Here is a 22,364-nt window from a genome sequence, read left to right as displayed (position 1 = left end):
TGGGTCTTCTTGTCCGGAAGGACGCGGGTTGATTAAACGCGTGTCGATGGGAGTAGGGGACCGGAGACTTTTCACCGGAGAAATTTAATGGCATCGGCTGCTGAACAGCTAGTTTCCAATCTCAATTTCTCGGCTTTCTCGAAAGCTGATGAACTCAAGAAGCGCATCTGGTTCACACTGGGCGCTTTGCTCGTATATCGGTTCGGCACCTATATTCCGCTTCCGGGAATCAATCCTGACGCTCTTGCGCAGGCTTTCCAGCAGCATAGTCAGGGTGTACTCGGACTTTTCAACATGTTCGCCGGTGGCGCCGTTGGTCGTATGGCCATTTTCGCGCTCGGCATCATGCCTTACATCTCGGCTTCCATCATCGTGCAGCTCATGACGTCGGTTGTTCCGTCGCTTGAAGCGCTGAAGAAGGAAGGCGAGGCGGGTCGCAAGATCATCAATCAGTATACGCGTTACGGCACCGTGCTTCTGGCGCTTGTGCAGGCCTATGCCATTTCGGTGGGCTTGCAGTCGGGTAACGGCATTGTCATGAATCCGGGGCCGTTCTTCATCGTTTCATCGGTGATTACGCTCGTTGGCGGCACCATGTTCCTGATGTGGCTCGGTGAGCAGATCACGGCACGCGGTATCGGCAACGGTATCTCGCTCATCATCTTCTCCGGTATCGTCGCGAACCTTCCGCATGCCATTTCCGGCACGCTGGAACTGGGCCGTACCGGCGCTCTGTCGACGGGCCTCATTCTGGGCGTCATCGTGCTCGCAATCGCCTTGATTGCGGTCATCGTGTTCGTCGAGCGCGCTCAGCGCCGTCTTCTGATCCAGTATCCGAAGCGTCAGGTTGGCAACCGTATGTTCCAGGGCGACACGTCGCATCTGCCGCTGAAGCTCAATACTGCAGGCGTCATTCCGCCGATCTTCGCATCGTCGCTGTTGCTTCTGCCCGCGACCGTTGCTGGCTTTGCCAACACGACGGAAATGCCTGCCTGGGCTACCACGGTTCTCAACGCATTGGGCCATGGACAGCCGCTTTACATGCTGTTCTACGCTGGCTTGATGGCGTTCTTCTGCTTCTTCTACACGGCCATCGTGTTCAATCCCAAGGACACGGCTGACCAGCTCAAGAAGCATTCCGGCTTCATCCCGGGCATTCGCCCCGGTGAGCGGACTGCGGAATATATAGACTATGTGTTGACCCGCATCACGGTTGTCGGCGCCATCTATATTATGCTTGTCTGTCTTCTGCCGGAATTCCTGATTTCCGCGACCGGCGTGCCGTTCTATCTTGGCGGTACATCGCTGCTAATTGTCGTGAGCGTTACGCTCGATACGGTTGCGCAAGTTCAGGGACATCTTATCGCCCATCAGTATGAAGGGCTGATCAAGAAGTCCAAACTCAGAGGTGGGAAACGCAATAAATGAGACTGATACTTCTTGGGCCGCCCGGAGCAGGTAAGGGGACGCAGGCTGGACTTCTTACCAAGAAGCATGGAATTCCGCAGCTTTCGACTGGCGATATGCTGCGTTCGGCAGTCGCTCAGCAGAGCGAAGTCGGAAAGCGCGCCAAGGCGGTCATGGATGCCGGTCAGCTGGTTTCCGACGAGATCGTCAACCAGATCGTGTCGGAGCGCATCGACGCTCCGGATTGCGCGAACGGTTTCATTCTCGACGGCTACCCGCGTACGGTTCCGCAAGCTGAAGCTCTCGGCGGAATGCTCGCAAACAAAGGCCTGAAGCTCGATGCAGTCATCGAGTTGAAGGTTGATGAGAATGCCCTGGTCAAGCGGATGGAGAGCCGCGTGGCCGAAACGATCGCCAAGGGCGGTCAGGTGCGTTCGGACGACAATCCGGAAGCTTTCCGCAAGCGTCTGATCGAGTATCGCGAAAAGACCGCGCCGCTTTCGAGCTATTACGCCGGAACCGGTGAACTGCGTGTCCTCAACGGCATGGCGCCGGTTGAAGAAGTGACTGCCGAAATCGAGAGAATTCTCGTTCCGGCGTGAAGGCTTGGACGAACGCATCGGCCCAAAAATCGGGATCGTTTTTTGGAAAGCACGATGCGCAGATTCAAACACGGGCAGAAAAGCGGTTAGCGTTTTCTGCCCGTTTATTGCTTCCAGAAGTCGATTCGATTGTCTGTAAGGCCGGTTTAACGGCTTTACGAACGTTTAAGAGTTGACTTTTTCGGGCGATTCCGTCAAAGACTGCGCCACTTCATTTGGTTTTGAATGGCAGGTAGCGGCGGAAATCGAAAAGAGGCCGATACCGGTCATTTTATGCTGTCTGGGGGATTAGTCTTTCAGGCGGAAGTGATTAACATTAAGGAGAACAGACGTGGCACGTATCGCTGGCGTCAACATCCCGACGAACAAGCGCGTTGTTATTGCGCTTCAGTACATCCACGGGATTGGACCGAAATTTGCTCGGGAAATCGTAACGAAGGTTGGCATTGCCGACGAACGTCGCGTTAACCAGCTGACGGATGCTGAAGTCCTTCAGATCCGCGAAGCAATCGATGCTGACTACCAGGTCGAAGGTGACCTGCGTCGTGAAGTTTCGATGAACATCAAGCGCCTGATGGACCTGGGTTGCTACCGCGGCCTGCGTCATCGTCGTTCGCTGCCGGTTCGCGGCCAGCGCACGCATACCAACGCACGCACCCGTAAGGGTCCGGCGAAGGCTATCGCAGGCAAGAAGAAGTAATTTCGACGGAACGTTTCGTTCCGTCGGGCCTTTCCGGTGCGCCGGTTGGGTTTGATACTGGTCCTTTCGTGAGGACCGGTGTAGCCGCTGGAATTACGGCGGTGTAGAGATCGATTGAAAGGACTATCATGGCCAAGGAAGCCACGCGCGTTCGCCGTCGCGAGCGTAAAAACATCTCGTCGGGCGTTGCCCACGTAAATTCGACGTTCAACAACACCATGATCACCATCACGGACGCTCAGGGCAATGCGATTGCCTGGTCTTCCGCAGGTGCTCAGGGTTTCAAGGGTTCGCGTAAGTCGACCCCGTTTGCCGCACAGATCGCTGCCGAAGATTGCGCCAAGAAGGCTCAGGAACACGGCATGCGCTCCCTCGAAGTCGAGGTTTGCGGACCGGGTTCTGGCCGTGAATCCGCGCTGCGCGCCCTTCAGGCTGCCGGCTTTGTGATCACGTCGATCCGCGATGTTACGCCGATCCCGCACAACGGTTGCCGTCCGCGCAAGAAGCGCCGGGTCTAATCCTCGTTCACATGCCGCACGAACCCTGGAGCAATTCAGGGTTCCTCTGCGGTTTCTACACTTGATCGCTACGATAGGATGGTAGCGACGATTGATAGAGGGATACTTACATGATCCAGAAGAACTGGCAGGAACTGATCAAGCCGAACAAGGTGGAATTTATCACCCACGGCTCCCGCACGCATGCAACCGTCGTTGCTGAACCGCTAGAACGCGGTTTCGGTCTGACGCTCGGCAATGCTCTGCGTCGCGTGCTTCTGTCGTCGCTGCGCGGCGCTGCCGTGACCGCGGTACAGATCGACGGCGTTCTGCATGAATTCTCTTCTATTCCGGGCGTCCGCGAAGACGTTACGGATATCGTTCTGAACGTCAAGGAAATCGCCATCCGTATGGAAGGTGAGGGCCCGAAGCGCATGGTCGTCCGCAAGGAAGGCCCAGGCGTCGTTACGGCTGGCGACATTCAGACTGTCGGCGATGTCGAAATCCTGAACCCGGATCACGTCATCTGCACGCTGGATGAAGGCGCTGAAATCCGCATGGAATTCACTGTCAACACCGGCAAGGGCTATGTGCCTGCCGACCGCAACCGTGCGGAAGATGCTCCGATTGGGCTTATCCCGGTCGACAGCCTGTATTCCCCGGTTCGCAAGGTGTCGTACAAGATCGAGAACACCCGTGAAGGCCAGGTTCTCGATTATGACAAGCTGACGCTGAACATCGAGACCAACGGTTCGGTCACGGGTGAAGACGCAGTGGCTTATGCTGCTCGTATTCTCCAGGACCAGCTGGCGATCTTCGTCAACTTCGAAGAGCCTCAGAAGGAAGCTCCGCAGGAACAGGTTGCGGAACTCGCTTTCAACCCGGCTCTGCTCAAGAAGGTGGACGAGCTCGAGCTGTCTGTCCGTTCGGCAAACTGCCTGAAGAACGACAACATCGTCTACATCGGCGATCTGATCCAGAAGACGGAAGCCGAGATGCTGCGGACTCCGAATTTCGGCCGCAAGTCGCTCAACGAGATCAAGGAAGTTCTCGCGTCGATGGGTCTCCATCTTGGTATGGAAATCCCGTCCTGGCCGCCTGAAAATATCGAAGATCTCGCAAAGCGCTACGAAGACCAATACTAAGCATTTCCAGCGAAAGTGCGAAGCGGTTTCGCGCGGGATAATGCTTGAATTAAAGACCAGCATTTCCAGCGAAAGTGCGAAGCGGTTTCGCGTCGGACAATGCGTTAATCGAAAATAAGACCGGCATATCCCGGTACGTTACGAATTAAAGGAGAAGGCCATGCGCCACGGTAATGGACAGCGTAAGCTGAACCGCACTGCCTCGCATCGCAAGGCAATGTTCGCCAACATGGCGGCTTCGCTCATCGAGCACGAACAGATTGTGACCACGCTTCCGAAAGCCAAGGAAATCCGTCCAATCGTTGAAAAGCTTGTCACGCTCGGCAAGCGCGGCGATCTGCATGCACGCCGTCAGGCTATCTCGGCTATCCGCGACGTTAAGGTCGTGGCTAAGCTGTTCGATACGCTGGCTACGCGCTATGCAACCCGCAACGGCGGCTACATCCGCATCATGAAGGCTGGCTTCCGCGCTGGCGACAACGCGCCTCTGGCCGTTGTTGAATTCGTGGAACGCGATGTCGATGCAAAGGGCAAGGCTGACCGCGCCCGCGTCGAAGCTCAAGCTGCTGCTGAAGCCGACGCTGCGTAATTCACGCTGATAAAGATTTAAAAAGGGCCGCCTTGTGCGGCCCTTTTTATTTGCGCTGCTGCTTGCATATGCGGCCACACGTTGATGTGACGGAAAATTGCACCGGCTTTTTGCATGTGGTCACAATGTGGCCCTTTATCCTTGGCCTCACTTCATTACATATGGACAACGAGCCCCGTATTCCTCCATTGGGAGTTGAACGGGAAGGCTGGGAAAGCGCGGAGTTTGTGCATGAATTGGCGACGTTTCGGAATCACGGGCATCATTCTGGCATCGATTGGCATGGCAGGACTGCCAGCCATAGCGCAGGATGCGCCAGCACCGGCAAAGCAGATACCGCTCAGCCGGGCTGATATGCAGCTTTCCTTCGCCCCTTTGGTCAAGGAAACCACACCCGCCGTTGTCAATGTCTACGCTGCGCGACAGGTGCAGGCTCAGGCGCAGTCGCCATTTGCGGGCGATCCCTTCTTTGAGCAGTTCTTCGGCAGGCAGTTTCGCGACACCAAGCCCCGCATCCAGCAGTCACTCGGCTCCGGCGTTATTGTCGATGCGTCGGGCATCGTCGTGACCAATAATCACGTCATCAAGGACGCGGACGAAATCAAGGTCGCGCTGTCCGATGGCCGGGAATTCGAAAGCAAGCTTCTGCTGCGCGATGAGACCACAGATCTGGCCGTCTTGAAAATCGAATCCAAGGAGAAATTTCCGGTCCTGTCGTTGGGTAATTCCGACGAAGTGGAAGTGGGCGATCTTGTGCTTGCTGTCGGCAACCCGTTTGGCGTCGGTCAGACCGTGACGAGCGGCATCGTCTCGGCGCAATCGCGCACGCAGGTCGGTATTTCCGACTTCGATTTCTTTATTCAGACAGATGCTGCGATCAATCCCGGCAATTCCGGCGGTGCTCTGGTGGATATGCGCGGGCGGCTGATCGGGATCAATACGGCGATCTATTCGCGTTCCGGCGGTTCTGTCGGCATTGGCTTCGCCATTCCGTCTAATATGGTGCGCGCTGTGATTCAGGCCGCGCAAAGCGGCAGCAGCAGCTTCGAACGCCCTTATATCGGTGCGACCTTTCAGGGCGTGACGGCGGATATAGCCGAAGGCCTCGGCATGGAGAAGCCTTATGGCGCCCTGATTACGGCGGTTGCCAAAGGCGGACCGGCTGAAGCCGCAGGCTTGAAGGTTGGCGATGTGGTGCTTTCCGTGCAGGGTACGCGCATCGATAATCAGGATGTGCTCGGCTATCGTCTTTCGACCGCCGGCATCGACAGCACGGTGTCCATTGCGATCCTGCGTGGTGGCGAAAATCTGACCCTGCCGGTCAAGCTGACCAAAGCACCCGAGGTGAAGCAAACCGCGCCTTTGGTTATTGAGGGTGATAACCCATTTGCCGGTGCCGCTGTGCAGGAGCTGACGCCGTCCACTGCCGCAAAATTGCGCCTGAAGCGCGATGCAAACGGCGTGGCGGTGATGGATGTTTATTCCGGCTCGCCAGCCGCACGGCTGGGCTTACGCCCCGGCGATATCATTCGCAACCTGAATGGCAATGTGATCCGCAGCGTAACCGATCTTTCTTCGGTCCTGAATGCGGGCCGCGGTCTGGCATGGCGTATGGAAATCGAACGCAACGGCACGCTCCTGCGCCAGTTCGTTCGATAAACCGGCTACAGAAAGTTGCATGCCGCTTCAGGTAAGCTTATGCCTTCATGTCTGATCCAAAAGTCGCCATGCCGGGCTGCAAATGGCAATTTCTGCGCTTACCTAGGCTCACGTACCCTAATGTACGCTGCGCTCCGGTTCTCGAAATCACCATTTTCCCCACGGCCTGCCGCTTTTTGATTTAGACACTGAAGCGGCATTTATTTTTCGACAGAGTCATCGAATGAGCGATCTTTTTTCATCGGCGTCAGACCCGAATGCGGACCGTAATCGTCCGCTGGCCGACCGTCTGCGTCCGAAGCATCTGTCTGAGGTCACCGGTCAGGAACATCTGACCGGGCCGGAAGGCGTGTTGACGCGCATGATCGCATCCGGTTCGCTCGGTTCGATGATTTTCTGGGGGCCGCCCGGAACCGGTAAAACCACCGTTGCCCGACTGCTGGCTGGCGAAACCGATCTTGCCTTCGAGCAGATTTCTGCAATCTTTTCCGGTGTTGCCGATCTCAAGAAAGTTTTTGAGACGGCCCGCGCGCGGCGCATGTCCGGGCGGCAGACCTTGCTGTTTGTCGACGAAATTCATCGCTTCAATCGTGCGCAGCAAGATTCCTTCCTGCCGGTGATGGAAGACGGCACCGTCATCCTGATTGGCGCGACCACCGAAAATCCATCATTCGAACTCAATGCCGCTCTTTTGTCGCGCGCGCGGGTGCTGACCTTTCATCCGCATGACGCGGAGAGTATTGCGACGCTGCTGATCCGCGCCGAAGAGCAGGAAGGCCGTCCGCTGCCGCTGGATGAGGAGGCGAGGGCGAGCCTTATCCGTATGGCCGACGGGGATGGCCGTGCTGCATTGACGCTGGCCGAGGAAATCTGGCGTGCCGCAAGGCCAGACGAGGTCTTTACGGTAGAAAAACTTCAGGACGTGGTGCAGCGTCGTGCGCCGGTCTACGACAAGAGCCAGGACGGGCATTACAATCTGATCTCGGCGCTGCATAAATCGGTGCGCGGGTCTGATCCCGACGCGGCGCTTTATTATCTGTCGCGCATGTTCGATGCAGGGGAAGACCCGCTTTATCTCGGGCGGCGCCTGGTGCGTATGGCGGTTGAAGATATCGGGCTGGCAGATCCGCAGGCGCTCGTCATCTGCAACGCGGCCAAGGATGCCTATGACTATCTGGGTTCGCCGGAAGGTGAACTGGCGCTGGCGCAGGCCTGCGTTTATCTGGCAACCGCACCAAAGTCGAATGCCGTTTACTTGGCTTATAAAGCTGCGATGCGCGCAGCCAAGGAAAATGGCTCTCTGGTGCCGCCAAAGCATATTTTGAACGCTCCTACCAAGCTGATGAAGAACGAGGGCTATGGCGACGGTTACGCCTATGACCACGATCAGCCTGATGCTTTTTCGGGTCAGGATTATTTCCCCGAAAGTCTCGGACGGCAGAAATTCTATGATCCGCCGGAGCGCGGCTTTGAACGCGATATCCGCAAACGGCTCGACTATTGGGCACGTCTGCGCCAGGAGCGTCAGGGCAGGAACCGATAGGCCTGCCCGCTTGTCGCTCAATGCAATAGTGCAGCATGCCGTACAGGATTGCCGTGATCGTAATCGCAAAGGCTGGGTGCCAGCCCCGATAGTACGAATAGGCAAGCAGGCGCCCCTGATCATGCCGCGAAACAACACTTCTCCCGCAAAGGCGACGAAGACGAGATTGTTGACGGCCCAGATCCCCAAATAGGGCATGATCTTCGGGTCGAACTTCATATAGCCGATCGCCAAGGCGAGAGGAATCACGGTTATAAGGCAACCACTCAACATCATTCCGATGATGTTGAGTGTTCTGGCCGTTCCCGCCGCGCAGTCCGGTTAATAGGACGTTTACTTTTACATTTTATCAATCTTTATAATTTGACGAGGTTTCCCATGATGCGCGTTTTGTGTCTCGTAGCGCTCGTGATCCTTGGAGGCTGTGCGACCGCCCCGCGGCAGGTCAGCAATGTATGCGCAGTCTTCGATCAGCGTGACGGTTGGTTTAACAATTGGCAGAGTGCCGCCACGCGCGTTTCGCGTGAATTCGGCGTGCCGGTTCCGGTTTTGATGGCGACGATCTATACGGAATCGGGCTTCCAGCCCTATGCACGACCGCCCCGCACGAAGATTCTCTGGATCATTCCATGGAAGCGCGCATCCAGCGCCTATGGCTATTCGCAAGCGCTCGACGGGACCTGGGATCGCTACAAGCGGGAGACTGGGCGCTGGACCGCTTCGCGCACCAATTTTGCCGACGCTATCCATTTCATCGGCTGGTATCACTATCAAAGCTATCAGAAGAACGGCATCAACCGCGCGGATGCGTATAGCCTCTATCTGGCTTATTACAGCGGCCATGGCGGCTATGCGCGTGGGGCCTGGCGTGGGAATGCGACGGCGCTCAATGGCGCGAAGAGGGCCCAGGCCATGGCCAATCGTTATGCGGCACAGTTGCGTTCCTGTGGCGGGATTAGCTAAAAGGTGAGGACGGGGGATTCAAATACGAAATTTGGAACACCGTCCGGCCTTAATCGCAACTATCATGCGCGCGGAATCGCAAATTGAGGATGACCTTTGCATGTTGAAAAAAATCGGTATCGGCCTGATTGGAGCCACCTTGCTGGCGGGCTGCACCACTGACCCTTATACGGGCGAACAGAAGATGTCGAACACGGCGGGCGGTGCTGCTATCGGCGCTGCCGTCGGCGCTTTGGGTGGCCTCATGGTTGGCGGTTCCAGCCGTGCACAGCGCAACGCCGTGCTGATCGGCGCAGGTATTGGCGCGCTCGGTGGCGGCGCTATCGGCAACTATATGGATCGCCAGGAAAATGAGCTGCGCGCGCAGCTTCAGGGCACCGGCGTATCCGTGACGCGTAACGGCGATCAGATCATCCTGAACATGCCGTCGAGCATCACCTTCGATACGGATCAGGATCAGGTGAAGAGCCAGTTCTATCCGACGCTGAACTCGGTGGCCATCGTGCTGCGCAAGTTCAACCAGACCCTGGTTGACGTCCTGGGTCACACCGACTCGACGGGTAGCGCCAGCCATAATCAGGATTTGTCGCAGCGTCGTGCCGGATCGGTGGCAAGCTATCTCGGTTCGCAGGGCATCGACCCACGCCGCTTTGCGATCATCGGTTATGGCGCAAGCCAGCCGGTCGCGACCAATGCGACGCCTGAAGGTCGTGCTCAGAACCGTCGCGTTGAAATTCAAATTTCACCGCTGCGGGGCGCAAGCTAACCCTTGGGCAGACAGAATCGGGCCGCTGTGGTCCCATCTAACGAACGCAGTTCCTCGCGAGAGGGCTGCGTTTTTCTATGTTCGGGCCGAATCGTTGCTCCGCCGAAAGTGGCGGAGCTGCTTAAAGCGTGGATAGGCTTTTTATTTTACGTCTCTCTAATTATAGAGAACAATAATGGAACAAAATAGTAATATTGTTTTATTTCAGACTGTTAGCCTTATTGCCAAACGAGAACAAAACAGATACAAATAGATATTGGCGATGAGCCTGCCGGGCTTCTAGCGGGACAAGAGGATGGTGTAAGATGTCTCAGAATTCATTGCGACTTGTTGAGGATAATTCAGTGGACAAGACTAAGGCACTTGATGCGGCGCTGTCACAGATCGAAAGAGCGTTCGGCAAAGGCTCGATCATGCGCCTGGGTCAGAACGACAAGGTGGTCGAGATCGAAACCGTATCGACCGGCTCGCTCTCTCTGGACATCGCGCTGGGTGTAGGCGGCTTGCCCAAGGGCCGCATCGTCGAAATTTACGGGCCGGAAAGCTCCGGTAAGACCACGCTCGCGCTACACACCATTGCTGAAGCGCAGAAGAAGGGCGGCATCTGCGCATTCGTTGACGCTGAACATGCGCTCGACCCTGTCTATGCACGTAAGCTTGGCGTGGATTTGGAAAACCTGCTGATCTCGCAGCCGGACACCGGCGAGCAGGCGCTTGAAATTACCGACACGCTCGTGCGTTCCGGTGCCATTGATGTTCTCGTCGTGGACTCCGTTGCAGCGCTGACGCCGCGTGCGGAAATCGAAGGCGAGATGGGCGATTCGCTCCCCGGTCTCCAGGCCCGTCTGATGAGCCAGGCGCTGCGCAAGCTCACCGCTTCGATCTCGCGTTCGAATTGCATGGTCATCTTCATCAACCAGATCCGTATGAAGATCGGCGTCATGTTCGGTTCGCCTGAAACGACTACCGGCGGTAATGCACTGAAGTTCTACGCTTCGGTTCGTCTCGATATCCGTCGCATCGGTTCCATCAAGGAGCGCGATGAGGTTGTCGGCAACCAGACCCGCGTGAAGGTTGTGAAGAACAAGCTTGCTCCTCCCTTCAAGCAGGTTGAGTTCGACATCATGTATGGCGCCGGTGTTTCCAAGACGGGCGAACTGGTCGATCTTGGCGTGAAAGCCGGTGTGGTCGAAAAGTCCGGCGCTTGGTTCTCCTATAATTCGCAGCGTCTCGGTCAGGGCCGTGAAAACGCGAAGCTTTACCTCAAGGAGAATCCTGAAGTAGCGCGCGAAATCGAAACGACGCTTCGCCAGAATGCCGGTTTGATCGCGGAACAGTTCCTTGAAGATGGCGGCCCGGAAGAAGATAGCGGGTCCGACGCTGCGGAGATGTAATCTCCGCTGTTGGTTCGGTTCGAACCTCAAGTTCCGCTTGAAAGTTGGAGGCCCTGTGCTGTTGCGCAGGGCTTCACTTTTTTCAGTCGCAGCTTGATAGGGATTCAACCGCACCGGCAAAAGCTGGTTTCAGGTGCTGAATTTGCCTTTATGGCGCACGCTGCTTATCTGGACAGAAAAGCAGCACATCGTTAAAAGCGGTCAACCGAAGAACTCCACTTCACGTCTTTGTAACGCGGGGAGGGAGTAATGCCTGCGGTTTCCGTTATTTAATGCGGTTTGCAGGTGCAAAAGACAATCGATGCTGCCTGTTAACAGGCTGCATCAATGCAGGGCAGGAAAAGCCCAAGGGTGAATTATGGCTGGCGTCAACGAGATTAGGTCCACATTCCTCGATTACTTCCGCAAGAACGGACATGAAATCGTTCCGTCGAGTCCGCTCGTGCCGCGCAACGATCCGACGCTCATGTTCACCAATGCGGGCATGGTGCAGTTCAAGAACGTTTTTACCGGGCTGGAACATCGCGCCTATAATCGCGCAACCACCTCGCAGAAATGCGTGCGCGCCGGCGGTAAGCATAACGATCTCGACAATGTCGGCTACACTGCGCGTCACCACACTTTCTTTGAAATGCTGGGCAATTTCTCGTTCGGCGATTATTTCAAGGAAGACGCTATCAGCTTCGCCTGGAACCTGATCACCAAGGAATTCGGTCTGCCGAAGGACAAGCTCCTCGTCACCGTCTATCATACGGATGAGGATGCGGCGAATTACTGGAAGAAGATCGCCGGCCTGAGCGATGACCGTATCATCCGTATTGCCACCAGCGACAATTTCTGGGCGATGGGCGATACCGGCCCGTGTGGCCCTTGCTCGGAAATCTTCTTTGATCACGGCGATCATATCTGGGGTGGACCTCCCGGATCGCCAGACGAAGACGGCGACCGTTTCATCGAAATCTGGAATCTCGTTTTCATGCAGTTCGAGCAGGTGACGCCCGAGCAGCGCATCGATTTGCCGCGTCCTTCGATCGATACCGGCATGGGTCTGGAACGCGTAGCCGCCGTGCTACAGGGCGTGCATGACAATTACGACATCGACCTGTTCAAGGCGCTGATCCGCGCATCGGAAGAAGCGACAGGCGTCAAGGCTGAGGGGGATTTCCGTGCCAGCCATCGCGTTATTGCTGACCATCTGCGCGCTTCGAGCTTCCTGATTGCCGATGGTGTTTTGCCGTCGAATGAAGGTCGCGGCTACGTGCTGCGCCGCATCATGCGCCGCGCCATGCGTCATGCCCAGCTTCTGGGTGCCAAGGAACCGTTGATGTGGCGTCTGCTGCCTGCGCTCATTCGGGAAATGGGTCAGGCCTATCCGGAACTGATCCGCGCCGAAGCGCTTATTTCCGAAACATTGAAGCTGGAAGAAACCCGTTTCCGCAAGACACTGGAACGCGGTCTCGGCCTCTTGTCCGACGCCTCCGAAAAGCTGGTCGAAGGCGACCGCCTCGACGGTGAAACGGCTTTCAAGCTTTACGACACTTATGGCTTTCCGCTCGATCTGACACAGGATGCACTGCGCCAGCGTGGTATTACTGTCGATACCGACGGCTTCTCCACTGCCATGGAACGCCAGAAGGCAGAAGCGCGCGCCAATTGGGCCGGTTCGGGCGAAGCCGCAACCGAAACGATCTGGTTCGGTATCAAGGACAAGGTCGGCGCGACAGAGTTCCTGGGTTATGAAACCGAAAGCGCTGAGGGCGTTATCGCCGCCCTGGTGCGCGACGGCTCGGAAGTGCAGTCGGCGTCCGAAGGCGAGACCGTATCGGTCGTGGTCAACCAGACGCCGTTCTATGGTGAATCCGGCGGCCAGCAGGGCGATACCGGAACGATTTCCGGCGAAGGTTTTGTCATTACCATCAAGGACACGCAGAAAAAGGGCGAAGGCGTCTTCGTTCATATCGGCGAAGTGACCAAGGGCACTGCGAAAACCGGCGAAGCCGTCGAATTGAAGGTCGATTCGGATCGTCGCACGCGCATTCGCTCTAATCACTCGGCAACCCATCTTCTGCATGAAGCGCTGCGCGAAACGCTGGGCAGCCATGTGGCGCAGAAGGGTTCGCTCGTTGCGCCTGATCGCCTGCGCTTTGACTTCTCGCATCCGAAGCCGATTTCGGCTGAGGAGCTGGCCAAGGTTGAAAACATGGCCAATGAGATCATTCTCCAGAACGCGCCGGTTTCCACCCGCCTGATGGCTGTGGACGATGCAATTGCTGAGGGCGCGATGGCGCTGTTCGGTGAAAAATATGGTGATGAAGTGCGCGTCGTGTCGATGGGCATGGCCAAGCATGGTCCGAAGGCTGGCAAGTCCTATTCGGTCGAACTTTGCGGCGGCACGCATGTGCGCCAGACAGGCGATATCGGTCTGGTCCGCATCGTTTCGGAAGGTGCGGTTGCAGCCGGTGTTCGTCGTATGGAAGCGCTGACGGGCGAGGCTGCGCGCCTTTATCTCGAAGAGCAGGACGAACGCGTGAAAGCAATCGCCAGCGCGCTGAAGACCACGCCTGCCGAAGCGCTTGAACGCGTCAACGCCCTGATGGACGAGCGCAAGAAGCTTGAGCGCGAATTGTCGGATGCACGCAAGAAGCTCGCGCTCGGCGGCGGTTCATCGGAGGGCGGCAGCGCGGTTGAAGCTGTGAATGGCGTCAACTTCCTCGGCAAGGTTGTGACTGGTGTATCGCCGCGCGATCTGAAGCCATTGGCCGACGAAGGCAAGAAGCAGGTTGTTTCCGGCGTGGTGCTGTTCATCGGCGTCGGGGAAGATGGCAAGGCCAGTGCCGTTGCTGCCGTGACGGAAGATCTGGTCGGTCGTTTCAGTGCCGTGGATCTGGTGCGCGCTGCTTCGGCAGCACTTGGCGGCGCCGGTGGCGGCGGCCGCCCGGACATGGCGCAGGCCGGCGGGCCGGATGGCGACAAGGCGGATGCTGCGATTGCAGCGGTCAAGGCGCTGATCGCCTGATTTAATAGCAATAAGGCCGGGGAAACCCGGCCTCAGCCTGCTGACAAACCCCTGGCTATGCCGGGGGGGTGTGATTCTCTGGGTCATGTTGAAGAAACCAGCCGCAGAACAGACCGCGCTCGAGATGGTGACGCTCGATCAACTGGTCCCGAAAGATCATCTGCTTCGCAAGATCGATGCGGTGATCGACTTCTCTTTCATCCATGACCGGGTTGCCGGGCTTTATTGCCCCGACAACGGCCGTCCTCCGCTCGATCCGACCTTGATGTTCAAGGCGCTGTTCATTGACTACCTGTTCGGCGTGCGCTCGGAGCGTCAGCGGGTGCGCGAGATCGAGGTCAATGTCGCCTATCGCTGGTTCCTGCGCCTGAAGCTGAGCGATGCGGTGTTCGACGCCTCGACACTGAGCCAGAACCGGCGGCGGCGCTTTAACGACACCTCGGTCGCCCAGGACATTTTCGACCATATCGTCGAACAGGCGATCCGGCACGGACTGGTCGATGGGACAGTGCTTTATACCGACAGCACACATCTGAAAGCCAATGCCAACAAGGGCAAATACGACCTTGAGATGATCGCCAGATCCCGGGCCGACTATTGGGCTGATCTTGATCGGGCCATTGATGCGGAACGGGCACTGCACGGCCAGAAGCCGATGAGGGACAAGCCGCGTGAGCGGGAGGTGAAGGAAACCAAGGTCAGCCGCACCGATCCGGAAAGCGGCTATATGGTGCGCGACGGCAAGCCGAAGGGCTTCTACTATCTCGACCACCGCACGGTGGATGGAAAGCTGGCCATCATCACCGATATCCACGTCACGCCGGCCAATGTGCATGACAGTCGCGTCTATCTCGACCGTCTGGATCGGCAACGCCGGCGCTTTGACTTCGAGGTTGGCGCGGTCGGGCTGGATGCTGGCTATGCGACAGCGGCCATTGCCCGGGGTTTGGAAGATCGCCATATCCTCGGCGTTACCAGCTACCGCACTCCAACGCCGCCCAGGGACGGCATGATGCGCAAGTCGAAGTTCGCATTCGAAGCGGATGCCGATGGCTATCGCTGCCCTGAGGGCCAATTGCTCCCCTATGCCACGACCGACCGCAACGGTTACAAGCATTATGTATCTGATCCGGCCATCTGCCGGACCTGCCCGCTGCTCGCATCCTGCACGGCCAACGCCAAGTCCATCCGTACCATCACCCGCCATGTCTGGCAGGACGCCCGCGAACGCACTGACGCCCACCGGCTCACAGCTTGGGGAAAAGCGATCTACAAGCGGCGCAAGGAAACGGTGGAATGCTCCTTTGCCGACGCCAAGCAGCTGCACGGCCACCGCTACGCCCGCTTTCGAGGCCTTGTCCGCGTCGCCTGCCAATGCCTGCTGCAAGCCGCCGCACAGAACATCAAGAAGATCGCCATGGTCCTGACAAAGACCCCAAAGGCAGCCAGCGTATGAGCGGCTGCAGCCGCTTGCAACTCCTTACTAATGCAGTCACAAAACGCGCCCCTCTCAAAAACAAAACCCGCCGAAAAATATCGGCGGGTTTGTCAGCAGCCTGAGGCCGGGGAAACCCGGCCTTATCATTTTAAGCGGCGTGTGCTTTGCGGCTGTCATCGGGCGCTTCGGCCCGTTCATCAAGACCGTAGTCGCGAACCACGCTGGCGACCCGCAAGCGGTAGTTTTCAAAGACACCGCCACGACCCTGTGCCTGTGCAATGCGATGCGAGGGCAGGTTGCGCCATGCGCGGACGGCGTCTTCATCGCGCCAAAATGAGAGCGACAGCAGCTTGTCCGGCTCCACGAGGCTCTGGAAACGCTCGATTGAGATGAATCCATCGATGCGGCTGAGATCGTCCCGTAGGCCCGCCGCTATATCGAGATATTGTCCGCGCCGCTCATCATCGGCGGGCCAGACTTCAAAGATCACCGCGATCATGGTTTTACCAGCTCCGCATGAGGTCCCGATTGCGGCTTGAGGAACATGCGATCCTCAGATCGAATGAATTGCTCTCGGCGCGCAAATTCATAATTCTCGCGTCCGAGCGGATCGGCGGCAAGTCGCGCGCGATAGGCTTCATATGCGGCGAGGTTTTCCAGCGAATAAACGCCATAGGCCGTGGTAGCAGAGCCTTCATGCGGGCCGAAATAGCCGATCAGTTGCGCGCCGCAACGCGGAATGGCTTGGCCCCAATTGCGCGCATATTCGGCAAAAGCATCCGCTTTGAACGGGTCGATCTGGTAGCGGATGAAACAGGTGATCATGCGGGGTCTCCTTGATATGTATGCTTTCGATGGAAATACTGTAGCGGTTGAAATGCAGGCATAGTTCGGTTAGCATCGAAGTATGAAAGATGGACCGATCATAGCATCCGTCGCTGCTCTTCTCGGCGATCCGGCACGTGCAAACATGTTGACGGCGCTGATGGATGGACGCGCCTTGACCGTCAGCGAGCTGGCGTCTGCGGCGGGCGTCACCTTGCAGACTGCCAGCGGGCATCTGGCCAAGCTCGATGCGGCCAATCTGTTGATTGCTGAAAAGCAGGGGCGTCACCGTTATTTCCGCCTATCGGGCGCGGACGTGGCGCAGGTGCTGGAAGGGCTGATGGGCCTTGCCCAGCGAACGGGAGCGGTGCGCGTGCGCACGGGGCCGAAGGAGGAGGCATTGCGCAAGGCGCGCATCTGCTACGATCATCTGGCGGGCGAGCGCGGTGTTGAGATGCTCGATGCCGCGCACAGGCTTCGCCTCATCGATAATGCCGAAGAACCCGTGCTGACGGATGAGGGCAAATCGTTTTTCACCTGCCTGGGTGTGGACGTGGCAGGACTCGAACACGGCAAGAGACCGGTGTGCCGCCATTGTCTCGACTGGAGCGAACGGCGCAATCATCTGGGTGGTGCGCTTGGCGCGGCGCTTCTGAAGAATTTTATCGCGCGTGGTTGGGCCAGACGCGCCGAGGGGCGGGTGATCGCCTTTTCACCCACCGGCGCGCAAGCCTTCAAAAACGCGTTCTCAATTGAAGCGCAGCGGACTTGAAGTCGACACCTTAGCTCGCGGCCTTGACGGCAGCGTCATCCAGTTCAGCTGCACGTTTTGCGGCAGGACGGGCTTGCAGCCGTTCCCAATAGGCATCAAATGCCGGGCGGTGCGGCAAGCTTCCGAACATCATGCCCCAGCCTATATGAGAACCGACATAGACATCGGCTGCCGTGAAGCGATTGCCGGTAATATAGGGATGGCGCGATACCGCCTTTTCCAGCGTGGCGACGACGCTGTCGTAATTGCCATAGCCCATCATGCGCTCGCGCTCTGGCGGCACTTCAAAGCCCATGGAGCGATTTGATAGCGCCGCTTCCAGCGGCCCTGCGGCAAAAAACATCCAGCGATAGAAATCGGCGCGCTCGTCGGGATGGGGCGCAAGTCCTGCTTCCGGAAAGGTGACAGCCAGATAAGCGCAGACGGCTGCGGCTTCGGTGACGATAGCTTCGCCGTGGCGCAATGCGGGCACTTTGCCCATGGGGTTGACGGCACAAAATTCAGGGCCTTTCATCGGAGGGCCAAAATCGAGAATTTGAACGTCGTAGGGCTTGCCCGTCTCCTCCAGCATCCAGCGGGCGATACGTCCACGCGACATGGGATTGGTGAAAAGCGTCAGGTCAGCCATTTTATCCTCCTTGAATGGATGGATGCAGAATGCGCGTTTTCCCATATGAAGCAAATCAAAAAGAAAACGGCGGGAAAACCCGCCGTTTCGCATTCTTATGAAAGCTGCTGCTGATTAAGCAGCCATTGCCTTCTTGAGGTTTTCGTCGATCTTGTCGAGGAAGCCGGTGGTGGAGAGCCACGGCTGATCCGGACCGATCAGCAGCGCCAGATCCTTCGTCATGAAGCCGCTTTCCACGGTGTCCACGCAGACCTTTTCCAGCGTATCGGCAAAGCGCTTCAGCTCGGCATTGTCGTCGAGCTTGGCGCGATGTGCGAGACCACGGGTCCATGCGAAGATCGAAGCGATCGAGTTGGTCGAGGTTTCCTCGCCCTTCTGATGCTGGCGATAGTGACGGGTCACGGTGCCGTGTGCAGCTTCAGCTTCGACGGTCTTGCCATCCGGCGTCATCAGAACCGAGGTCATCAGGCCGAGCGAGCCAAAACCCTGAGCCACGATATCCGACTGAACGTCGCCGTCGTAGTTCTTACAAGCCCAGACATAACCGCCCGACCATTTGAGCGCCGAAGCGACCATGTCGTCGATAAGGCGATGTTCGTACCAGATCTTCGCTTCCTTGAACTTTTCGGCGAATTCGGTCTGGTAGACTTCTTCGAAGATGTCCTTGAAGCGACCGTCATAGGCCTTGAGAATGGTGTTCTTGGTCGAGAGATAGACCGGGTAGTTGCGCTGCAAGCCGTAGTTCAGCGAGGCGCGTGCGAATTCGCGGATCGATTCGTCGAGGTTGTACATGGCCATTGCCACGCCAGCCGCCGGAGCCTGATAGACTTCGTGTTCGATGGTTTCGCCGTCTTCACCGACGAACTTGATCGAAAGCGTGCCCTTGCCCGGGAACTTGAAATCGGTCGCGCGGTACTGGTCGCCGAATGCATGACGGCCAACAATGATCGGCTGGGTCCAGCCCGGCACGAGGCGCGGAACGTTCTTGCAGATGATCGGCTCGCGGAAGATCACGCCGCCGAGAATGTTGCGGATGGTGCCGTTTGGCGACTTCCACATCTTCTTGAGCTTGAATTCTTCAACGCGCGCTTCATCGGGGGTGATGGTTGCGCACTTTACGCCGACGCCGTGTTCCTTGATGGCGTTTGCTGCATCGATGGTGACCTGGTCATTGGTCGCATCGCGGTTTTCAACCGACAGATCGTAATATTTCAGATCGACGTCGAGATAGGGATGGATCAGCTTGTCCTTGATGAACTGCCAGATGATGCGGGTCATCTCGTCGCCGTCGAGTTCAACGACTGGGTTCGCAACCTTGATTTTTGCCATGGATGAAGCCTCTTTTTAAATGCGTCTTGAATGCGTTGGGCCCCTATAGCACCCGCAGGGAATAAGGCAAAGCTCTCAGGCCTCATTCTTTGGCCTATAGGTGAAATTGGCAGTCAAAAAATCGCGAAGGGCGGGGTCAGGCTGCGTGGTGCGTTGCCGGCTCGCTGTTGCGTGGCTTCTTCCAGCTCTCCTGCTGCTGGCGGTAATTTTCCTGTTCGCGCGCCAGAATGGCATCGGCGTCGAGCGCGGAAATGGCGGCTGCCTTGTCGGTCGGCACGAGGCCGTTCAGTTGCAGGGAAAGATAGCGCCCGCAGCAGACGCGCAGGAAAGAGGCGAAATTGTCGAGGTCGTGGCCTTCTTCGCGGGATTCGCCATAAAGCTTGCTGATCAGTCGGCTCACGCTGAGACCGTCGCGGGAAGCAACATCTTCCAGTGTCCACCAGAAGAAGTTTTCAAGCCTAACGCTGGTGACGACGCCATCAATGCGCAGTGAGCGTGTTACGCTCTGCCAGAGTTCTGGATTGGCACCGATGAACAATCTGCACATGATTTTCTCCCGGATAAAGCTCCGTGGATAGTGTTGCGCAATATGAAGCTGCCTGCAACCGGATGATGATTGCAGGCAATATCCATTATGCTCAAGCGTGCGTGATCTTGGTGCCGAGCACGGCGAGGAACTGCGATAGCCATGCCGGATGAGCGGGCCATGCGGGCGCGGTGACGAGGTTTCCGTCTGTTACGGCTTTATCGACGGGAATATCGGCATAGGTGCCACCGGCGAGTTCGACTTCCGGGCGGCAAGCCGGATAGGCTGAACAGGTGCGGCCTTCCAGCACGCGGGCGGCTGCAAGCAGCTGGGCGCCGTGGCAGACGGCGGCGACGGGTTTGTTTGCTTCGAAGAAGTGTTTTACGATCGCAATCACCTTGTCATCGAGCCGCAAATATTCCGGCCCGCGACCACCAGGAATGACCAGCGCGTCATAATTTTCAGCCTTCACATCGGCGAAACTGGCATTCAGCGTGAAATTATGGCCGGGCTTTTCCGAATAGGTCTGGTGACCTTCGAAATCGTGGATGGCGGTCGCGACCTGATCTCCCGCTTTCTTGCCGGGGCAAACCGCGTGAACCGTGTGGCCGACCGCAAGCAAGGTCTGGAACGGGACCATGGTTTCATAGTCTTCGCCGAAATCACCGCACAGCATGAGAATTTTTTTACCGGACATGGCTTCCTCCCTGAATCCTGATTTTCCGTACGGTTAATCTGGCATGGATGCGGCGAGGGCAGGTGTTATTCAGATACTACACCTGTTTTTTGCGGACGAACGTAAGGGGAATCTTTGCGAATTTACCTCAATTATGTCAGGGAAACGCCACGATTATATATATGACGGAAAGCATCATGGCAGGAACAGACAAGCAGCGCCCCTTTATCGCGGAAGGACCGGCAATCGTGCTGGTGGAGCCGCAATTGCCGGAGAACATCGGCATGGTGGCGCGTGCCATGGCGAATTTCGGTCTGGCTGAATTGCGGCTCGTCAATCCGCGTGAGGAGTTTCCCAGCGAAAAGGCGAGGGCCGCCGCCAGCAAGGCCGATCATGTCATCGACAATGCGGTGGTTTATGACGACCTGCCGTCGGCGATTGCCGATCTCAATTTCGTCTATGCCACCACGGCGCGTGAACGCGATGGCTTCAAGCAGGTGCGCAGCGCCGTCGAGGCCGGTAATGAATTGCGCACGCGTTTTCGAAGCGGCGAAAAGACGGGCATCCTCTTCGGTCGTGAACGCTTTGGTCTCAGCAATGAAGAGGTCGGGCTTGCCGATGAGTTGGTGACTTTTCCGGTCAATCCGGCCTTCGCCTCGCTCAATATCGCACAGGCCGTGCTGCTCATGTCCTATGAGTGGATGAAGTCCGGTCTCGAGACCGAGACGGAAACGGTTTTCCGTGGACCAGAGATGGAGCTTGCGCCGAAGCACGAATTGCAGGGCCTGTTCAACCATCTGGAAGAAGCCCTTGATGTCAGAGGCTATTTCCGGCCCGAAGCGCGCAAGGAAATTATGGTCAATAATCTGCGCGCCGTGCTGACGCGGGCCGGTTTCGCCTCAGCGGAATTGAAGCTCCTGCGCGGGGTTGTCACCTCGCTTGATGTGTTTACGCCCAAGAAGCCGCGTGGCTCCGGCGCGCCGGAAGGTCGCGCCCGCAAGCCCGCTCCAGAGGATAAGGCAGAATGAAAGACGCGCCCGTCGCCAGCTTTTCCGCTTCCGCAACAACCGACAACGAAAGACCTATATTGGTCTTCGACAGCGGTATCGGCGGTTTGACGGTGTTGCGCGAGGCGCGGGTGCTGATGCCGGACCGGCGTTTCGTCTATATCGCCGACGATGCCGGTTTTCCCTATGGCGGCTGGGAAGAAGAGGCGCTTCGGGCGCGTATCGTTGAACTGTTCGGCGGTTTCATCGCAACGCACAATCCTGAAATCGCGGTCATCGCCTGCAATACGGCCTCGACATTGGTGCTGGACGATTTGCGCCGCGCCTATCCATCGGTGCCTTTTGTGGGGACCGTGCCTGCGATCAAGCCCGCCGCCGAGCGCACATCGTCCGGGCTGGTTTCCGTGCTGGCGACGCCCGGCACGGTGAAGCGCGCTTATACCCGCGATCTCATCCAGTCTTTCGCCTCGCAATGCCATGTGCGGCTGGTCGGCGCTGATCGGCTGGCGAGCATTGCCGAGTCGCATATTCGCGGCGAGGAGATCGATGAAGCGCTGGTCGTGGAACAGATCGCGCCGTGCTTTATCGAGAAGGATGGCAACCGCACGGATATCGTGGTGCTTGCCTGCACCCACTATCCGTTTCTCGCCAATGTGTTCCGCCGTCTGGCACCATGGCCGGTGGATTGGCTCGATCCGGCGGAAGCGATTGCGCGCCGCACCGTATCGCTGCTGACGCCGCGCAAGGGCGATGTTGAATTGCATCACCACGACGATCTTGCGGTCTTCACCTCACAGAAGCCGGATTATGCCATCCGCAGGCTGATGCAGGGATTTGGGCTGCAATTCGCATAAGATATCATGCTTAAGGCCTTGTATTTTC

Annotated in this window: 22 protein-coding genes; 16 read left to right on the top strand and 6 right to left on the bottom strand. The window is 57.4% G+C overall.

What is annotated here, in order from left to right:
• The first annotated feature begins 87 nt into the window (after positions 1 to 87).
• The 13 genes from secY (at position 88) to ABWW11_RS07760 (ending at position 15,737) form a co-directional block, all read left to right on the top strand.
• The gene (gene secY / locus ABWW11_RS07820) at positions 88 to 1,428 is read left to right on the top strand and encodes a preprotein translocase subunit SecY (protein WP_109369218.1); all 1,341 of its coding nucleotides are present in this window, start codon (positions 88 to 90) and stop codon (positions 1,426 to 1,428) included.
• On the top strand, positions 1,425 to 2,009 hold the full coding sequence (locus ABWW11_RS07815; protein ID WP_109369217.1) for an adenylate kinase: 585 nt from the start codon (positions 1,425 to 1,427) through the stop codon (positions 2,007 to 2,009). Before secY ends, ABWW11_RS07815 begins: the two co-directional genes overlap by 4 nt.
• Positions 2,010 to 2,340: 331 nt before the next feature.
• Positions 2,341 to 2,709, top strand: coding sequence for a 30S ribosomal protein S13 (gene rpsM, locus ABWW11_RS07810; protein WP_109369216.1), 369 nt, complete (start codon positions 2,341 to 2,343; stop codon positions 2,707 to 2,709).
• A 128-nt stretch (positions 2,710 to 2,837) separates the two neighbouring features.
• On the top strand, positions 2,838 to 3,227 hold the full coding sequence (gene rpsK, locus ABWW11_RS07805) for a 30S ribosomal protein S11 (protein ID WP_002964339.1): 390 nt from the start codon (positions 2,838 to 2,840) through the stop codon (positions 3,225 to 3,227).
• Positions 3,228 to 3,337: 110 nt separating this feature from the next.
• Positions 3,338 to 4,351 (top strand): DNA-directed RNA polymerase subunit alpha, encoded by a 1,014-nt coding sequence (locus ABWW11_RS07800; RefSeq protein ID WP_109369215.1) that lies wholly within the window; start codon positions 3,338 to 3,340, stop codon positions 4,349 to 4,351.
• A 160-nt stretch (positions 4,352 to 4,511) separates the two neighbouring features.
• The gene (rplQ, locus tag ABWW11_RS07795; RefSeq protein ID WP_109369214.1) at positions 4,512 to 4,940 is read left to right on the top strand and encodes a 50S ribosomal protein L17; all 429 of its coding nucleotides are present in this window, start codon (positions 4,512 to 4,514) and stop codon (positions 4,938 to 4,940) included.
• A gap of 231 nt (positions 4,941 to 5,171) precedes the next feature.
• Positions 5,172 to 6,599: a DegQ family serine endoprotease gene (locus ABWW11_RS07790; protein WP_109369213.1), complete on the top strand. Its 1,428-nt coding sequence runs from the start codon at positions 5,172 to 5,174 to the stop codon at positions 6,597 to 6,599.
• 223 nt (positions 6,600 to 6,822) lie between these two features.
• On the top strand, positions 6,823 to 8,142 hold the full coding sequence (locus ABWW11_RS07785) for a replication-associated recombination protein A (RefSeq protein ID WP_109369212.1): 1,320 nt from the start codon (positions 6,823 to 6,825) through the stop codon (positions 8,140 to 8,142).
• 378 nt (positions 8,143 to 8,520) lie between these two features.
• Entirely contained in the window at positions 8,521 to 9,105 is a 585-nt protein-coding gene (locus ABWW11_RS07780) for a transglycosylase SLT domain-containing protein (protein ID WP_121536272.1), read from the top strand.
• 100 nt (positions 9,106 to 9,205) lie between these two features.
• Entirely contained in the window at positions 9,206 to 9,871 is a 666-nt protein-coding gene (locus ABWW11_RS07775; RefSeq protein WP_109370251.1) for a YiaD family glycine zipper/OmpA-like lipoprotein, read from the top strand.
• A 305-nt stretch (positions 9,872 to 10,176) separates the two neighbouring features.
• Positions 10,177 to 11,265, top strand: coding sequence for a recombinase RecA (gene recA / locus ABWW11_RS07770; protein ID WP_109369210.1), 1,089 nt, complete (start codon positions 10,177 to 10,179; stop codon positions 11,263 to 11,265).
• Between the two features lie 358 nt (positions 11,266 to 11,623).
• The gene (gene alaS, locus ABWW11_RS07765) at positions 11,624 to 14,281 is read left to right on the top strand and encodes an alanine--tRNA ligase (protein ID WP_319080880.1); all 2,658 of its coding nucleotides are present in this window, start codon (positions 11,624 to 11,626) and stop codon (positions 14,279 to 14,281) included.
• Between the two features lie 85 nt (positions 14,282 to 14,366).
• On the top strand, positions 14,367 to 15,737 hold the full coding sequence (locus tag ABWW11_RS07760) for an IS1182 family transposase (RefSeq protein ID WP_109370250.1): 1,371 nt from the start codon (positions 14,367 to 14,369) through the stop codon (positions 15,735 to 15,737).
• 130 nt (positions 15,738 to 15,867) lie between these two features.
• Here ABWW11_RS07760 and ABWW11_RS07755 read toward each other — a convergent pair whose 3' ends face one another.
• Both ABWW11_RS07755 and ABWW11_RS07750 read right to left on the bottom strand, forming a co-directional pair.
• Positions 15,868 to 16,218: an antibiotic biosynthesis monooxygenase family protein gene (locus tag ABWW11_RS07755; protein ID WP_109369208.1), complete on the bottom strand. Its 351-nt coding sequence runs from the start codon at positions 16,216 to 16,218 to the stop codon at positions 15,868 to 15,870.
• The gene (locus ABWW11_RS07750; protein WP_109369207.1) at positions 16,215 to 16,544 is read right to left on the bottom strand and encodes an NIPSNAP family protein; all 330 of its coding nucleotides are present in this window, start codon (positions 16,542 to 16,544) and stop codon (positions 16,215 to 16,217) included. Before ABWW11_RS07750 ends, ABWW11_RS07755 begins: the two co-directional genes overlap by 4 nt.
• Before the next feature lie 82 nt (positions 16,545 to 16,626).
• Between ABWW11_RS07750 and ABWW11_RS07745 the strand changes: the two genes are divergently transcribed.
• Entirely contained in the window at positions 16,627 to 17,316 is a 690-nt protein-coding gene (locus ABWW11_RS07745; RefSeq protein ID WP_319080879.1) for an ArsR/SmtB family transcription factor, read from the top strand.
• A gap of 10 nt (positions 17,317 to 17,326) precedes the next feature.
• On the opposite strand, the gene ABWW11_RS07740 is transcribed toward ABWW11_RS07745, so the two are convergent.
• From ABWW11_RS07740 to ABWW11_RS07725, 4 genes are all read right to left on the bottom strand, one after another.
• Positions 17,327 to 17,944: a glutathione S-transferase family protein gene (locus ABWW11_RS07740; RefSeq protein ID WP_109369205.1), complete on the bottom strand. Its 618-nt coding sequence runs from the start codon at positions 17,942 to 17,944 to the stop codon at positions 17,327 to 17,329.
• Between the two features lie 114 nt (positions 17,945 to 18,058).
• Complete coding sequence (locus ABWW11_RS07735) at positions 18,059 to 19,273, bottom strand: NADP-dependent isocitrate dehydrogenase (RefSeq protein WP_109369204.1); 1,215 nt, start codon at positions 19,271 to 19,273, stop codon at positions 18,059 to 18,061.
• Between the two features lie 136 nt (positions 19,274 to 19,409).
• Positions 19,410 to 19,820: a ribbon-helix-helix domain-containing protein gene (locus tag ABWW11_RS07730; protein WP_109369203.1), complete on the bottom strand. Its 411-nt coding sequence runs from the start codon at positions 19,818 to 19,820 to the stop codon at positions 19,410 to 19,412.
• Between the two features lie 91 nt (positions 19,821 to 19,911).
• Positions 19,912 to 20,496, bottom strand: a complete 585-nt coding sequence (locus ABWW11_RS07725) for a DJ-1/PfpI family protein (RefSeq protein WP_109369202.1) — start codon at positions 20,494 to 20,496, stop codon at positions 19,912 to 19,914.
• A gap of 176 nt (positions 20,497 to 20,672) precedes the next feature.
• Here ABWW11_RS07725 and ABWW11_RS07720 point away from each other — a divergent pair, with 176 nt between their 5' ends.
• Positions 20,673 to 21,503, top strand: a complete 831-nt coding sequence (locus tag ABWW11_RS07720) for an RNA methyltransferase (RefSeq protein WP_109370249.1) — start codon at positions 20,673 to 20,675, stop codon at positions 21,501 to 21,503.
• Entirely contained in the window at positions 21,500 to 22,336 is an 837-nt protein-coding gene (gene murI / locus ABWW11_RS07715; RefSeq protein ID WP_109369201.1) for a glutamate racemase, read from the top strand. The genes ABWW11_RS07720 and murI overlap by 4 nt, the downstream gene beginning before the upstream one ends.
• Positions 22,337 to 22,364: the final 28 nt, after the last annotated feature.

This window comes from Brucella sp. NBRC 113783, assembly GCF_040372265.1.
Taxonomy (GTDB): Bacteria; Pseudomonadota; Alphaproteobacteria; order Rhizobiales; family Rhizobiaceae; genus Brucella; species Brucella teleogrylli.
The sequence above is the reverse complement of the archived record's forward strand: the minus strand, read 5'-3'. Positions and strand labels throughout refer to the sequence as shown.